The sequence below is a fragment of the Streptomyces sp. NPDC029296 genome (genome assembly GCF_055569255.1).
The window spans coordinates 15276-29047 of record NZ_JBVHXT010000020.1 but is presented as its reverse complement, the minus strand read 5'-3'; the positions used below and the strand labels follow the sequence as shown (position 1 = coordinate 29047).

The following is a 13772-nucleotide window of genomic DNA, read 5'->3' as shown; positions in this document are numbered from 1 at the left end:
GGGACGCCCCGGGACCACCGGGACGTCCGAGATCGGTGTTTCGAGGAGGAACAGTGGTCCGTGCCCGGCACATAGGGGTGATGGCCGCCGCGTTGCTCGCGGTGGCCGGGGTCTCCCCGGGAGCGGCGGTCGCCCGCCCCCAACCGGTGGACTCCCGGGGGGCGTCGGCCGCGCGTGACGCGGCGCCGCTGCCGCCGGGGTGGCGGCTGGCCGGGGGTGAGTCGGCGCCGCGACTGGAGTGGCGGTCTCGGCGCCCGGTGCCGATGGGTGACGCCCGGGTCGAATTCCGTTCCGGGGGGCGTTTGTTGGGCGTGCCCCGGCCGGAGGCGGACGGCCGCACCTTCCGACTGCCTCTCGACGAGCGGGGGTTGACGCGGCTGCGGGACGTCCCGCGGGGCGGGCCGGAGGTCTGGTCCGGCGGGCGGCGACTGGACGCACCGGCGGCGCGCGGCGGCGCGCCGGAAGCGCGCGGTGCCGCGCCGAAGGCGCGGCCGCCCGCCCCGCTCCCGGCGAACGCCGTGGACCCGGGCAAGCCCGGCGGTTACCGCACCCGGACCGGCGAGTACGCGCTGGACTCGGTGCGGCTGCCGGGCCTCCCGGCGCCGGTGGAGATGCGCGCGGTGGTCGTCGCACCGGTCGGCGCCGCCGGCAAGCGGCCCCTCGCGCTGTTCCTGCACGGCCGGCACGCCACCTGCTACCAGGGGCACGAGGAGGTCGGCCTGGACTGGCCCTGCGCGGCCGGCACCAAGCCGATACCCAGCCACCGCGGCTATCTGCGCGACCAGGAACTGCTCGCCTCCCAGGGCTATGTGACCGTGTCCATCGCCGCCAACGGCATCAACGGGCAGGACTTCGCGGCCGAGGACGGCGGCGCGCAGGCCCGCTCCTCGCTGGTGCGGCAGCACCTCGCCCGCTGGGCCGGCTGGTCCGAGCACCCCGGAAGCGCCCCGAAGGCGGTCCGCGAGGCGCCCCGCGCCGATCTGTCGAAGGTGCTGCTGGTCGGGCACTCCCGGGGCGGCGAGGGCGTCAACCGGGCCGTGCTGGACAGCCTCACGCCGCCGCCCGCCGCCCAGGACGGCTATCACGGGCCGGTGCGCTGGACCGTCCGGGGCACCGTCCTCGTCGGTCCGACCGTCTTCGGCCAGAACCCGGTGCCGGACGTGCCGTCGGTGACCCTCCTGCCGGGCTGCGACGGCGATGTCTCCGACCTCCAGGGCGAGGTGTACGTCGACGGCACGCGCGCGGTCGGCAACGGCACCGCGCTGCACAGTGCCGTGTACATGATCGGCGCCAACCACAACTTCTTCAACACGCAGTGGACGCCGGGCCAGGCCGCGGCACCGGCCGAGGACGACTTCTTCGACGAGCCGCGCCACCCCGACCCGGTGTGCGGCAAGGGGGCCGCGACCCGGCTGTCCGCCGACCGGCAGCACCGGGCCGGCAGCACGTACATCGCCGCCGCCGCACGGCTGTTCCTCGCCGGCGACGACCGGGTGCGGCCGCTGCTGGACGGCTCCGGGAAGCGGGCGCCGTCGGCGGACCCGGCGCGGGTGCTGAGCGATGCGGTGGGCGCCGGCCGCCGCGGCGGGTTCCTGCCGGACGGCGGGGTGTCGGTGACCGGCGGCACACTGTGCGCCGCGGTGGACCCGAGCCCGGCCCGCGGCTGCCTGGCCGCGGGCACCAAGGGGGCCTCGCCGCACTTCGCCCTGTGGGAGACCGACCGGGAGAGCGGCCGGCAGGCGGTCGCGCTGCGCTGGACCCGCGCCGGCACCCCGGCCCGGGTGACGCCGGGGAAGCCGGTGTCGCTGTCGGGTTCGACGGCGCTGGCGCTGCGGGTGTTCGTACCGCCGAACACGCGGGACACCCGGCTGGACGTGACCCTGACCGACGCCTCCGGCAAGAAGGCGACACTCGGCCGGGTCACGCTGGACGGGCTGCCCGGCAGCGGGCGAACCGCCTCCTACTGGGCGCGCGAGGTGCGGGTGCCGCTGTCGGCGGCCGGCCGTGCCGGACTGAAGCTGGGTTCGGTCAAGTCCCTGGAGCTGACATCGCGTTCGGCGTCCGGGCGGGCCTGGCTGATGGACGCGTGGGGCTGGCGGCCCGGGACGCCCGCGGTGCGCACGCAGGCGCTGCCGCGCGTGGACGTCGGCCGGACGACCGTGGACGAGGGGGACGCGGGCACGCGCACCTACCGGGTCCCGGTGCGGGTGACGGGCCCGGGCGGCAGTGGCCAGGTCCGGGTGTACGTCGTCGACCCGGCCACCGGGCGGGCCACGGACCGGCTGGTGACGGTGCGTCCGGGCGGCCATGAAGCCGATGTGCCGGTCGAGGTGCGGGGCAACACCCGGTACGGCACCGATGTGTCCCACGACGTGCTGGTCAAGGCGGTGCGCGGTGCGGTCGTCGGCTCCTACCGGGGCGGGCTCACCGTGCGCGACGACGACCCGGCGCCCACGACGACCCTCACCCCCGTCGCCGCGAAGGTGACCGAGGGGCAGCCGCTGAAGTGGCGGGTGTCGCTGTCGGAGCCGGTGGACGTGGACATGAGCGTCTGGTTCGGGGTCGCGCCGGCCACCGTCCCGCAACTGTCCACCAAGGACGTCCCGGCGCGCTGGCTGCGGGAGGAGACCGGGGAGAAGCCCGACCCCGAGCGGCCGCTGTCGAAGGTGGCCGGGCTCTCGCTGTGGGCGGACATCCCGGCGGGCCGCACCAGCGTGGACCTCACCGTGCCCACGGCCCCGGACGGGGACCGGGAGTCCGCCGAGTCGGTGCGGTTCCGGCAGCTCGACCCGCACACCGGCACGCCGCGGGCCGGCGGTCTGGAGGCGACGGGAACGGTGCTCGACGCGTCGTAGGACGCCGCCGCCCGGGTGGCCCTCACGGGCCGGGGGTCACCCGGATGCCGACCGTGCCGTCCAGGCCGCGCCGCAGCCGGCTGCCGAGCAGGGTGAGGCGGCCGAGGACGCCGTACTTGCCGGCGATCAGGCACCGGTAGCGGGCGGTGGTGCCCGCGTCGGCGATCCGGGCGGTGGCGGGCAGTTGGTCGCCGGTGGGGTTGCCGCGCCGGTCGCAGGGGCCGACGAGGACGTCCGGGCGGTGCCGGATCCGCTTGACCTTCCCGCTGCCGGCGGCGGTCCACACACCGAGGGCGTCTCCGTCACGGACCACCCACACCGGGGTGGCGACGGGGGTGCCGTTCCGGCGGTAGGTGGTCAGCAGCAGATAGGGGCCGGCGCCGAGCCGGGCGAGTCGTGTGGGGTCCATGCCCGCAGTCTCCCGCCCGCCGGGTCCGGGGTCCAGACGGCGAAGATCGAGCGGGACGTCCAGATCGCCTCCCGCGAGGTGGCGCAGCGGATCGCGCCGGAGTCCGGCTCGTCTCCGTGGACAACGCCCCGCCGGCCCTCGCGCCCGCGCGGGCCCTGCCGACCCGTGCGCCCGAGGGCCGTACCGGCCGTCCGGACGAGAACCCGCGCGATGCCGACGCGATCGTGCGCCGAACCGGGCGACAGCGGCGGCCCGCTGTTCGCCGGCGGCGTCGCGCTCGGTGCCACCCCGGGCGGCAACGGCGACTGCGCGACGGGCGGGACGACGTTCTTCCAGCCGGTGACCAAGGCGCTGTCGGCGCCGGGGGTCCGGCTGGTCACACCGGCGGCGGGCGCGGGCGGCGCCCAGGCGGGTTCCGAGCCCCCCGCGGGCGGTGCGACGGCTCCCGCGCCCCGGCCGCGCCGGTGGCGGGCCGTCGTACCCTCGCGGACCGCCTGCTGGACGCCCGGAACGCCGGGCCGGGGCCGCTGGTCATCGCGGGCGGTCTGGTCGCGCTGGCGGCGACCCGGTATCTGCGGGCCGAGCAGGACCGCGGGGCGTACCGGCGGGACTACTCGGCGAGCTGGGGCTGACCGGGCGGCGGGGCGACGACGAAAAGGGCACCCGTGTCGTCACGGGTGCCCTCGGCGGTACGGCACGGTGCCGCGCGGGGTCGGTCAGGCGGCCCGGCGCGCTCGCGGGGCCGCGGCGGCCCACTCCATCACGAGGCGCTGGTACTGCGCACGCTGCTCGGTGGTCAGTGTCCCGCCCGACCGGCGCCACAGCGCCCGGATCTCCTCGTTGACCTCCGCGGCCGATCGCTCGGAGGCGGTTGCAACAGTGGTGGACATGCTGTGAAGCATATGCCGACCGAGGTGAAGGCGTTGTGAGTAAGTACGCGCCATACGGACATTTCGGACCGTGTTGCTCATCACGTCACCGTGTCAAGCCCCAGCGGGAATGCGTTCGGGACGGCGGCCCCGCGCGGTCCGAGGGGTGACCGGGTGAGCTCTTGACGCGTAAATTCCCCCGTCGCGAAAGTGATCCATATGACTTTCTCCCTCGGCATCGTCGGCGCAGGACAGTTCTCCGGCCAGTTCGCCGCGCTCTTCGACGCCCATCCCGGGGTACGGGACGTCCATGTCACGGACGCCCTGCCCGAGCGCGCCGAGCGCCTCGTCACCGCGCGGGGCCTCGCGGGTACGTTCCCGTCGTACACGGCGATGCTGGAGTCACCGCTCGTCGACGCCGTCGCGATCTTCACCCGGCACTGGACCCACGGCCCCCTGGTCATGCAGGGACTGAACGCGGGCAAGCACGTGTACTCGGCCGTCCCCATGGCGGTCACCGCCGAGGAGGTCGCCGCGATCGTCGCCACGGTCCGCGCCACCGGGCTGACGTACATGATGGGCGAGACCAGCCACTACCACCCGGCGACCGTGCACGCCCGCGCCCGGATCGCCGAGGGCGCCTTCGGCCGGCTGTTCTACGCCGAGGGCGACTACGTCCACGACACGGACCTGGGCTTCTACGACGCCTACCGCCACGGCGGCGGCGAGAACCGGCGGGCGACCGCCGGCCATCCGCCGCCGCTGTACCCGACGCACTCGGTGGGCGGGGTGCTCGGGGCCTGGCGGACGCACGCGGTGAGCGTGTCGGCGATCGGCGTCCGCGACGACCGCGACGACGGCCTCTTCGACCGCTCGGCCGGCATGTTCGACGACGACATGTCCCACACCACCGCGCTGTTCGAGGTGGCGGGCGGCGGATCGTTCCGCACCAACGAGTTCCGGCGGGTCGGCTACCCCGCGCACCTGCGCGAGTCCCGGTTCCGGTTCTTCGGGACGGAAGCCAGCATGGAACAGCTCGCCACGGTGGCCCTGTGGCAGGACCGCGACGGCGTCGAGGACATCACCGAACTGCTCGAGCCGAAGCCCGGCCCCGCGGCCTCGGGCTCGGCGCCGGTGCACGACCGGTCCCGGCTGCCCCGTGAGTTCGACCGCCTGGCCAACGGGCACGAGGGCAGCCACCACTTCCTCGTGGACGACTTCGTCACCGCCGTGACCCGGCGCACCCTGCCCCCGGTGAACGCGTGGGTGGCCGCCCGCTACACCCTGCCGGGCATCGTCGCGCACGAGTCGGCACGGCAGGGCGGGGCGCGGCTGGACATCCCGGACTTCGGGGACGCCCCCGTGTCCTGACGGGATCGGACCGGGGCTCAGGTGCCCGGCTTGCGGCCGTAGACGAAGACGTCGTCGCCGTTCCTCAGCAGCGACCAGTACTTCTTGGCGTCCGTCTTCGTCATGTTGACGCAGCCGTGCGAGCCCGGCGGGTTCCACATGCTCAGGCCCACCGAGTGGAAGGCCTGGCCGCCGTCGAAGAACTGGCTGTAGGGCATCGGCACGTCGTAGAGGTTCGAGACGTGGTCGATGTCCCGCCAGTAGATCTTCTTCAGGCCGGTGCGCGTCTCGTAGTGGTCACGGCCGGTGCGCACCGGCACGGGGCCGTAGACCAGCTTCTTGCCGTCCTGGATCCAGCTGAGCTGGAGCGTGAGGTTCACACAGGCGATCCGGCCCTTGTTCACCGGGCACTTGCCGTCCTTGTTCGGCTTCTTCCCGACGGCCTTCTGCTTGTTCATCAGGTCCATCACGCCCCAGGTGACCGAACCGGCGTAGCCGATGTTGGGAGTGATGCCGTGCTTGTTCTGGAATGTCCGGATCGCCGTGCAGTCGGCGGCGGACTGCCTGCCGTCGACCGGCCGGCCCAGGAACTTCTCCACCTGCTTCTGGTGCGGCCCGGCGCTCGTGGTGCAGCTCGCGGCCTGCGCCGGTGCCGCGGTGAAGGCGAGCGCGAGCGGCGTCACCAGTCCCGTCACGCCCAGCGCTATGACGCCTCGTTTGCGTATGCCCCCCATGGCGGCCTCTCTCCTTCCGGTTCCCTGGTGGTTCGCCCGGTCCTCCCGGGCTCTCCCCAGCGCGATTCCCGCGGTGTCGGACTACTAGACCCGGCCGGGGAGGGCATGGTTGTGGTTCCGGTCAGGTTGTGACGAAACGGTGAAGTTCAGACCGTATCGCACGCCCGGAGCAGCTCCACCGCCCGGGTCAGGGTCTCCGGTGTGGCCGTGAACGGCAGCCGGAGGTGGCGGTCCAGCGTGGCGCGGTCGGTGGCGAAACGGGGGCCCGGGCCGAGGGCCAGGCCGCGTGCGGCCGCCCTCGCCGCGAGGTCGGCGGCGCGCGGTCCGGCGCCGCCCAGGCACAGCCACAGGCTCAGTCCGCCCGCCGGGACGGTGTACGTCCAGCCGGTGCCGGCGAGCAGCCCGGCGAGGTGGTCGCGCTGGGCGCGCAGCCTGGCCCGGCGGTCGGCGAGCAACGCCGGGAGCGGTGCGCCGAGGAGTTCGGCGGCGATGAGCTGTTCCAGGGGCGGCGGGGCGAGCCGGGCCTGGAGCGGACGCGGCAGCAGGTGCCGCACGAGGTCCGCGGTGGCCCGGATCCAGCCGACCCTGAGGCCGCTCCACAGGGTCTTGCTCGCGGAGCCGATCTGGATCACCCGCGCCCCGGCGAGGTGCGGCTCGGCGCCGGGCGGAGTTCTGAGGTCCATCTCGCGCAGGGTCTCGTCGGCGAGCACGGTCAGGCCGTGTCGGCCGGCGAGCGCGGCGACGGTCCGGCGGACGGCGGGGTCCATGTGGGCGCCGGTCGGGTTGTGGAAGTCGGGGACCAGGTACGCGAGTCGGGGGCGGTGGCGGCGCACGGCGGCGGTGAGGCGGGCGACGTCCCAGCCGTCCGCGGTGGAGACGGGGACGGGCAGCAGCCGGGCGCGGCGGGCGCGCAGCACGGCGAGGGCGCCGGGGGAGGCGGGGTTCTCCACCAGCACGGGCGCGGCGCGGTCGGTGTGCAGATGGTCCAGGAGCAGGGTGAGGGCGGCCTGGGCACCGGTGGTGACCAGGATCTGCTCGGGGCGGGTGGGGAGTCCGGCGCGGGTGTAGCGGTCGGCCAGCAGGGCGCGCAGCCGGGGCAGGCCGGCGGTGGCGGCGCCGGAGTCCACGAGCAGGGGCGCGGTCAGGTCGGCGGCGCGGGCGAGGGCGGCGCGGTAGGCGTCGTGGGGCGCCGCGGTCAGGGCGAGGGTGAGGTCGAGATCGGCGCCGGGGGCACCGCCCCGGTCGAGGGACCAGGGCGCGGTGCGTTCGGTGAGGAGGGCGGGCAGGCGTACGGCGCTGCCGCTGCCGTGCCGGGTGCGCAGCCAGCCGTCGGCGCGCAGCAGGCCGAGCGCGGCGACCACCGTGCCCCGGCTCAGCCGCAGGGCGCGGGCCAGTTCGCGTTCCGCCGGCAGCCGGGTGCCGACCGGGAGCCGGCCGTCGATCACGGCGTCCCTCACCGCGGCGGCCAGGGTCCGGGCGAGGGGGCCGGGCCGGTCGCGCCAGTCGCCGAGCGCGGCGACGAATCCAGTGTCCACGGGTCCAGTTTTACCGGTCCACTCGCGGTGAAGTGGACCAGGCAACGGGAGATCGCGGTGAAGGCCCCCGGCGGAGCGGAGCGGTCCAGGGGCCCGGGCCGCACCGCATACGGAGGTCGTCGCGTGCGGTGCGGCCGGACGCCCGGGCCGCGTGCCGACTTCGGTGACCGGCGTGCCGCCGAGCGGGTGCGGCGGGTGCGGACGGCTTGCACCTGACGTACCGTCAGGTGCCTCGGACGGCCGTGCGGAAGCCGGTGTGGACGGCGGTGAGGCCGCCGTCGACCACCAGCGTGGTCCCGGTGATCCAGGCGGCGTCGCGCGAGGCGAGGAAGGCGACGGCGGCGGCGATGTCCTCCGGTTCGCCGACCCGGCCCAGCGGGTACACGGCGCGGACGGCGTCGAGGGCGTCCTCGCGTCCCTCCCATGCCGAGGTGCGGACCGTGCCCGGTGCCACGAGGTTGACCCGGACGCCCCGGGGCGCCGCGTGCCCGGCGAGGGTCCGGGTGAGCGAGCCGAGGCCGGCCTTGGCGGCGCTGTAGGCGTGGTTGCCGAAGTCCTGCAGGCCGTTGACGGAGCCGATGTTCACGATCGCGCCGCGTCCGGAGGCGGCGAGGTGCGGCAGGGCGGCCCGGCAGCAGCGGTGGGTGCCGGTGAGGGTGACGTCCAGGTCACGCGCCCAGGCCTCGTCGGGGTCCTCCTCGTACAGCGGGACGTCCGGGCTGCAGTGGGCGGCGCAGTTGACGAGCACGTCGAGGGAGCCGAAGGCGGCGACGGCGCGGGACACGGCCGCCTCCACCGCGGCGCGGTCGGCCACGTCGCAGCCGAACGCCTCGGTGGTCAGGCCCGCTTGACGCAGGACGGCCGCGGTCCGTTCGGCCTCGGCCGGGTCCCGGTCGGTCACCAGGACCCGCCCGCCCTCCTCCGCGAGCCGCCGGGCGACGGCGGCGCCGATCCCCCGGGCGGCCCCGGTGACGAGAACTCCGTGCCCTGCGAAGCGCGTTGGATTGCTCATGGGCCGACGGTACGTCCCCGCGGGCGCGGATTCATGGGTGCGGCCCCGGGTTTCGTGGTGACGGCGGGGTGCCGGGGGTGGCCGATGACGCAGCCGGGTGTCACCGGTAGCCGGTGACGTTCGCCGGTTCGCCCGGGTCCTGCACCTCGGTCAGGTAGCGCCAGGCGTCCGGGCGGCTGCCGTCGAGATCGGTGAAGCCGTACACCTTCGCCAGGCCGCCGCTGGAGAGGGACTGCCCGTTGAACCGGGCCACGTCCGGGTCGGCGGCCAGCGCGGCGACGGCCCGGCCGGTGAAGCGCGGGGTCTCGGAGATGGCGAAGTGGGGTTCGCGTGCCAGCGCGTCGCGCCAGTTCTCCTCGCGCACGCCGAACGCGTCGAGCATGATCTCCGAGCGCATCCAGCCGGGCGTCAGCGCCACCGCCGTCGCGCCGCGCGGCCCGAGTTCGTGGCCGAGGGCGAAGGCCATGCGCAGCACGGACGCCTTGGCGAGGTCGTAGAAGAAGTTCACGCGATAGGTGTCGCGGTTGTACTCGGCGTTGCCGTCGGTGATCTCCACGACCAGGCCGCCGGGCCGGCGCAGCAGCAGCGGCAGCGCGTAGTGGCTCGTGACGGCGTGGGTCTCGACCGCGAGGCGGAGCAGCCGCAGCCCGTTGTCGAGGTCGTGCTCCCAGACGGGGGTGTCCCACGCGAACAGCTTCTCCCCGCCCCAGATGTCGTTGACGAGGACGTCGAGGCGGCCCCGTTCGTCCGCGATCCGGTCCACCAGGTGCCGTACGGCGGACCGGTCGAGGTGGTCGGCCGGTACGGCGATGCCCCGGCCGCCGGCCTCGGTGACGAGGTCGGCGGTGTCCTCGATGGTCTCGGGGCGGTCGTACTCGGAGCGGCGGGCGCGGGTGCTGCGGCCGGTGACGTACACGGTGGCGCCGGCCGCGCCGAGTTCCACGGCGATGCCCCGGCCCGCGCCCCGGGTCGCCCCGGCGACCAGCGCCACCTTGCCGTCCAGCGGTCCTGTCATGTCTGTCTCCCGTGTGCCGTGACTGCGGTTGCGTCACCCACCCTCACGGGAAAACCGGACACCCTCTGTCGGTGTTCGGGGACGGGCCCGCGGTCAGTGCCCGCGCTCGATCCACTCCTGGAGGTGGGGGGCCTCCGCGCCGATGGTGGTGGAGTCGCCGTGCCCGGTGAGGACCTCGGTCCCGGGCGGCAGGGCGAGGAGGCGGTCGCGGATGGAGTCGATGATGGTCGGGAAGTGCGAGAAGGAGCGTCCGGTGGCGCCCGGGCCGCCCTGGAAGAGGGTGTCGCCGGTGAACACGATGCCGAGTCCGGGGTCGTACAGGCAGACGGCGCCCGGGGCGTGTCCGGGGGTGTGCAGGACGGTGAGGTCGGCGCCGGCGGCCTCGATGACCTGGCCGTCGAGCAGGTGCCGGTCGGGTTCGCGGTGCGGGTGGGTCTGCTTCCACAGCGGCAGGTCGTCGGGGTGCAGCCAGATCGTGGCGCCGGTCAGCTCGGCGAGCGCCGGGGCCGCGTTGACGTGGTCGTTGTGGGCGTGGGTGCACACGATGGCGGTCAGGCGCCGGTCGCCGACGGCGTGGGCGATGGCCTCGGCGTTGTGGGCGGCGTCGATGACGATCACCTCCCGGTCGTCACCGACGAGCCACACGTTGTTCTCCACGTCCCAGGTGCCGCCGTCCAGGGTGAACTGGCCGCTGGTGACGAGGCGTTCGATACGCGCGGTCATCACAGCACCACCACCGAGCGCAGCACGTCGCCGTGGTGCATCCGCTCGAACGCCTGCTCCACCTGGTCGAGTTCGATGGTCTCGGTGACGAACGCGTCGAGCGGCAGGCGGCCTTGCAGGTGGAGGTCGATCAGCATGGGGAAGTCGCGGCTGGGCAGGCAGTCGCCGTACCAGCTCGACTTCAGGGCGCCGCCGCGGCCGAAGACGTCCAGCAGGGGCAGTTCGAGCTTCATGTCCGGGGTGGGGACGCCGACGAGGACGACGGTGCCGGCCAGGTCGCGGGCGTAGAACGCCTGCCGGTAGGTCTCGGGCCGGCCGACGGCCTCGATGACGACGTCGGCGCCGAAGCCCCCGGTCAGCTCGCGGACCGCCTCGACGGGGTCGGTCTCCTTGGAGTTGACGGTGTGGGTGGCGCCCAGGGAGCGCGCCGTCTCCAGTTTGCGGTCGTCGATGTCGACGGCGATGATCCGGCCCGCGCCGGCCAGGTTCGCCCCGGTGACGGCCGCGCCGCCGACACCGCCGCAGCCGATCACGGCGACCGAGTCGCCGCGGCCGACGTTCCCGGTGTTGATGGCGGCGCCGATGCCGGCCATCACCCCGCAGCCGAGCAGGCCCGCGACCGCCGGGGAGACGGCCGGGTCGACCTTGGTGCACTGGCCGGCCGCGACGAGGGTCTTCTCGGCGAAGGCGCCGATGCCGAGCGCCGGCGACAGTTCCTGGCCGGTCGCGGCGAGGGTCATCTTCTGCCGGGCGTTGTGGGTGTCGAAGCAGTACCAGGGCCGGCCGCGCAGGCAGGCCCGGCACTGCCCGCACACCGCGCGCCAGTTGAGGATGACGAAGTCCCCGGGGGCGACGTCGGTGACGCCCTCGCCGACCGACTCCACGACGCCGGCGGCCTCGTGGCCGAGCAGGAAGGGGAAGTCGTCGGAGATGCCGCCCTGCTTGTAGTGCAGATCGGTGTGGCAGACACCGCAGGCCTGGACGCGTACGACGGCCTCACCGGGCCCCGGGTCCGGCACCACGATCGTCTCGATCCGCACGGGCTCGTCCTTGCCCGGTGCGATCACGCCGCGTACTTCCTGCGCCATGGCCTGTCCCTTCATCGAATGCCTTCGCCGACGACCCTACGACGCGACCGAACGGTAGCGGGACGGATCACGCACATGATCGCGGATCCCGCCGGCCGCCGTCGGCCGCGACGCGGGCCGGGAGGTCGGCGGAGGCGGACGGGGACGGCGTTCACCGGCCCGAGCACGGGCGCCGCGGGAGCGATGACCTGCTCCAGCTGGTGCAGCTGGTTCAGTCGCGCAGGTGCTTCAGCTCCTGCACCTGGTCGCTGACCTTCGCCACCCGGTCCCGGTGCGGGGCCGGGATGCCACCGGCCGTGAGCGAGTCCAGCGCGGACAGGGCGCCGAGCTTTCCGATGACGGGCACGCCGGTGTTCGCCGCGTCCGCCTGGGCCGCGGCGCGGCCGGCGGCCAGACCGACGACGGCGGCGATACGTCGTGTGGAGATCATGCCCTCGGCAACGGCCCGGGGCCCGGGCCGGACACGGGCCGCGGGGCCGGCTCACCCGTGAGGTGGAGCGTACCGGCCGCGCTTGCCGGGGCCGCCGGGACGGAGGAGTCTCGTGAGGGGGACCCGTGCGGCCCGCTCGATGCCGGGCCGCGGGCGCCCGAAGGAGGTCACCATGGCCGGCACGACAGGCTCCGCCTTCGACACCGAGACACTGCGCCGGGGCATCGAGGGCGACACCGGCAACACGCTTCTGTCGCTCTACGCGGACGACGCGCGGATCCGCATCGTGGACCGCGACCACCAGCCCAGTCGTCCCACGGTGCTGCGCGGCCGGACGCAGATCGCCGAGCTGCTGGACGACGTCTACCACCGCGACATGACGCACCGGCTGGAGCGGTGCGTCATCCAGGGTGACCACGCCGCCTACACCGAGTCCTGCGAGTACGCGGACGGCACCCGGGTCCTGGCCGAGTCGATGCTCACGCTGCGGGACGGCAGGATCGCCGACCAGCTCGTCGTCCAGGCCTGGGACGACTAGACGACCGGGCCCGGCACCGGAGGAAGGGTGGTCCAAGGGGCGTACACACGCTCGGTTACGCTGTACGCGGGCCGTGACTGGCGCTGAGGTGGAGTACCACCGGGGAGCGGCCCGTGGAGGCAGCCGCGCGCCTGGGCGAGAAGAGTCGACCAGCCCAGGAGTGTGCAGCATGACCCAGACCCAGGCCGCCCGTCTGATGGACGGCACCGCGCTCGCCCGCCGCATCGTGCGGGAGACCGCGCACCGGGCCGCCGGCCTCACCGCGCGCACCGGCACCGCGCCGTGTCTCGCGACCGTGCTGGTCGGCGAGGACCCGGCGTCCGTGACCTACGTCCGCATGAAGCAGAACCGCTGCCGCGAGGCCGGCATCACCTCCCGGCACATCGCGCTGCCGGCCACCACCACGACGGACGGACTCGTCGGCACGCTCCGGGAGTTGTCGGCCGACCCGGACGTGCACGGCATCCTGCTCCAGCATCCGGTGGGCGACCACGTCGACGAGCGGGCCGCGTTCGAGGCGATCGCGCCGGAGAAGGACGTGGACGGTGTCACGTTCGCCTCGTTCGCCACGATGAGCTTCGGGCTGCCGGGCTTCGTCTCCTGCACGCCGGGCGGCATCGTGCGGCTGCTGGACGAGTACGGCGTCGACCCGGCCGGGAAGCGGGCCGTGGTGGTGGGCCGCAGCGCGATCCTCGGCAAGCCGGTGGGCATGCTGCTGCTGGCGCGGGACGCGACCGTGACGTACTGCCACTCGCGCACCCGGGACCTGTCGGCGGCGGTCCGCGAGGCCGACATCGTCGTGGCCGCGGTGGGCCGGCCGCGGCTGATCCGCGGGCAGGACGTCAAGCCGGGCGCGGTCGTGATCGACGCGGGCTACAACCCGGGGAACGTGGGCGACGTCGACTTCGACTCGGCCGTGGAGCGGGCCTCGCTGATCACGCCGGTGCCGGGCGGCGTCGGCCCGATGACGATCGCCACGCTCCTGGAGCAGACGGTGACGGCCGCCGCCCGGCAGCTCGGGGCGTAGGGGCGGCGGCACGCGTCCGGCGCCGTACTCGGTGACGGCCCGGGTGAGGAGCCGGGGCCGGCGGACGGCCGGGGCACCGAGGGTCCCCGGGCCGGGGGCGGTACCGGGGCGCGCGTCGGGCAGCGGCGCCCGCCGAGTTCCCTCGCCGCCGTCCCCGCAGCCGGTCCCGGGCCGCCCGGGGCCGGGT

14 protein-coding genes, 1 pseudogene and 1 riboswitch are annotated in these 13772 nt (G+C 74.7%); of the genes and pseudogenes, 6 read left to right on the top strand and 9 right to left on the bottom strand.

Features of this window, described 5'->3' with window-relative positions:
• The first annotated feature begins 80 nt into the window (after positions 1-80).
• On the top strand, positions 81-2855 hold the full coding sequence (locus tag ACZ4W9_RS18985; RefSeq protein WP_467937287.1) for a hypothetical protein: 2775 nt from the start codon (positions 81-83) through the stop codon (positions 2853-2855).
• A gap of 22 nt (positions 2856-2877) precedes the next feature.
• Here the strand turns inward: ACZ4W9_RS18985 and ACZ4W9_RS18980 are convergent, their stop codons facing one another.
• On the bottom strand, positions 2878-3264 hold the full coding sequence (locus tag ACZ4W9_RS18980) for a PPOX class F420-dependent oxidoreductase (protein WP_467937085.1): 387 nt from the start codon (positions 3262-3264) through the stop codon (positions 2878-2880).
• Between the two features lie 210 nt (positions 3265-3474).
• Between ACZ4W9_RS18980 and ACZ4W9_RS18975 the strand changes: the two are divergent.
• Together ACZ4W9_RS18975 and ACZ4W9_RS18970 are read left to right on the top strand one after the other, a co-directional pair.
• Positions 3475-3558: pseudogene (locus tag ACZ4W9_RS18975) on the top strand (hypothetical protein); the annotation flags it as partial.
• 170 nt (positions 3559-3728) lie between these two features.
• A complete protein-coding gene (locus ACZ4W9_RS18970; RefSeq protein ID WP_467937083.1) occupies positions 3729-3896 on the top strand; it encodes a hypothetical protein in 168 nt (55 codons plus the stop codon).
• Positions 3897-3980: 84 nt separating this feature from the next.
• Here the strand turns inward: ACZ4W9_RS18970 and ACZ4W9_RS18965 are convergent, their stop codons facing one another.
• On the bottom strand, positions 3981-4166 hold the full coding sequence (locus ACZ4W9_RS18965; protein ID WP_467937081.1) for a hypothetical protein: 186 nt from the start codon (positions 4164-4166) through the stop codon (positions 3981-3983).
• A 186-nt stretch (positions 4167-4352) separates the two neighbouring features.
• Here ACZ4W9_RS18965 and ACZ4W9_RS18960 point away from each other — a divergent pair, with 186 nt between their 5' ends.
• Complete coding sequence (locus tag ACZ4W9_RS18960; protein WP_467937079.1) at positions 4353-5504, top strand: Gfo/Idh/MocA family protein; 1152 nt, start codon at positions 4353-4355, stop codon at positions 5502-5504.
• A 17-nt stretch (positions 5505-5521) separates the two neighbouring features.
• Here the strand turns inward: ACZ4W9_RS18960 and ACZ4W9_RS18955 are convergent, their stop codons facing one another.
• From ACZ4W9_RS18955 to ACZ4W9_RS18925, 7 genes are all read right to left on the bottom strand, one after another.
• Positions 5522-6217 (bottom strand): L,D-transpeptidase family protein, encoded by a 696-nt coding sequence (locus tag ACZ4W9_RS18955; protein WP_467937077.1) that lies wholly within the window; start codon positions 6215-6217, stop codon positions 5522-5524.
• A 146-nt stretch (positions 6218-6363) separates the two neighbouring features.
• A complete protein-coding gene (locus tag ACZ4W9_RS18950; RefSeq protein ID WP_467937075.1) occupies positions 6364-7752 on the bottom strand; it encodes an aminotransferase-like domain-containing protein in 1389 nt (462 codons plus the stop codon).
• 223 nt (positions 7753-7975) lie between these two features.
• On the bottom strand, positions 7976-8764 hold the full coding sequence (locus tag ACZ4W9_RS18945) for an SDR family NAD(P)-dependent oxidoreductase (protein WP_467937073.1): 789 nt from the start codon (positions 8762-8764) through the stop codon (positions 7976-7978).
• 100 nt (positions 8765-8864) lie between these two features.
• The gene (locus ACZ4W9_RS18940) at positions 8865-9779 is read right to left on the bottom strand and encodes an SDR family oxidoreductase (RefSeq protein WP_467937071.1); all 915 of its coding nucleotides are present in this window, start codon (positions 9777-9779) and stop codon (positions 8865-8867) included.
• A 93-nt stretch (positions 9780-9872) separates the two neighbouring features.
• Positions 9873-10502 (bottom strand): MBL fold metallo-hydrolase, encoded by a 630-nt coding sequence (locus ACZ4W9_RS18935; RefSeq protein ID WP_467937069.1) that lies wholly within the window; start codon positions 10500-10502, stop codon positions 9873-9875.
• A complete protein-coding gene (locus tag ACZ4W9_RS18930) occupies positions 10502-11590 on the bottom strand; it encodes an S-(hydroxymethyl)mycothiol dehydrogenase (RefSeq protein ID WP_467937067.1) in 1089 nt (362 codons plus the stop codon). Before ACZ4W9_RS18930 ends, ACZ4W9_RS18935 begins: the two co-directional genes overlap by 1 nt.
• A 211-nt stretch (positions 11591-11801) precedes the next feature.
• A complete protein-coding gene (locus ACZ4W9_RS18925) occupies positions 11802-12020 on the bottom strand; it encodes a hypothetical protein (protein WP_467937065.1) in 219 nt (72 codons plus the stop codon).
• A gap of 172 nt (positions 12021-12192) precedes the next feature.
• On the opposite strand from ACZ4W9_RS18925, the gene ACZ4W9_RS18920 reads away from it, so the two are divergent.
• On the top strand, positions 12193-12558 hold the full coding sequence (locus tag ACZ4W9_RS18920; protein ID WP_467937063.1) for a nuclear transport factor 2 family protein: 366 nt from the start codon (positions 12193-12195) through the stop codon (positions 12556-12558).
• 63 nt (positions 12559-12621) lie between these two features.
• Positions 12622-12702, top strand: a riboswitch (ZMP/ZTP riboswitch).
• A 25-nt stretch (positions 12703-12727) separates the two neighbouring features.
• Entirely contained in the window at positions 12728-13585 is an 858-nt protein-coding gene (locus tag ACZ4W9_RS18915) for a bifunctional 5,10-methylenetetrahydrofolate dehydrogenase/5,10-methenyltetrahydrofolate cyclohydrolase (RefSeq protein WP_467937061.1), read from the top strand.
• Positions 13586-13772 lie beyond the last annotated feature (187 nt).

Excerpts from the sequence above, each read along its gene's own strand:
- ACZ4W9_RS18985 (WP_467937287.1), top strand. The coding sequence starts at position 81 with ATGGCCGCCGCGTTGCTCGCGGTGGCCGGGGTCTCCCCGGGAGCGGCG.
- ACZ4W9_RS18980 (WP_467937085.1), bottom strand. The coding sequence starts at position 3,264 with ATGGACCCCACACGACTCGCCCGGCTCGGCGCCGGCCCCTATCTGCTG.
- ACZ4W9_RS18965 (WP_467937081.1), bottom strand. The coding sequence starts at position 4,166 with ATGCTTCACAGCATGTCCACCACTGTTGCAACCGCCTCCGAGCGATCG.
- ACZ4W9_RS18960 (WP_467937079.1), top strand. The coding sequence starts at position 4,353 with ATGACTTTCTCCCTCGGCATCGTCGGCGCAGGACAGTTCTCCGGCCAG.
- ACZ4W9_RS18955 (WP_467937077.1), bottom strand. The coding sequence starts at position 6,217 with ATGGGGGGCATACGCAAACGAGGCGTCATAGCGCTGGGCGTGACGGGA.
- ACZ4W9_RS18945 (WP_467937073.1), bottom strand. The coding sequence starts at position 8,764 with ATGAGCAATCCAACGCGCTTCGCAGGGCACGGAGTTCTCGTCACCGGG.
- ACZ4W9_RS18940 (WP_467937071.1), bottom strand. The coding sequence starts at position 9,779 with ATGACAGGACCGCTGGACGGCAAGGTGGCGCTGGTCGCCGGGGCGACC.
- ACZ4W9_RS18935 (WP_467937069.1), bottom strand. The coding sequence starts at position 10,502 with ATGACCGCGCGTATCGAACGCCTCGTCACCAGCGGCCAGTTCACCCTG.
- ACZ4W9_RS18930 (WP_467937067.1), bottom strand. The coding sequence starts at position 11,590 with ATGGCGCAGGAAGTACGCGGCGTGATCGCACCGGGCAAGGACGAGCCC.
- ACZ4W9_RS18925 (WP_467937065.1), bottom strand. The coding sequence starts at position 12,020 with ATGATCTCCACACGACGTATCGCCGCCGTCGTCGGTCTGGCCGCCGGC.
- ACZ4W9_RS18920 (WP_467937063.1), top strand. The coding sequence starts at position 12,193 with ATGGCCGGCACGACAGGCTCCGCCTTCGACACCGAGACACTGCGCCGG.
- ACZ4W9_RS18915 (WP_467937061.1), top strand. The coding sequence starts at position 12,728 with ATGACCCAGACCCAGGCCGCCCGTCTGATGGACGGCACCGCGCTCGCC.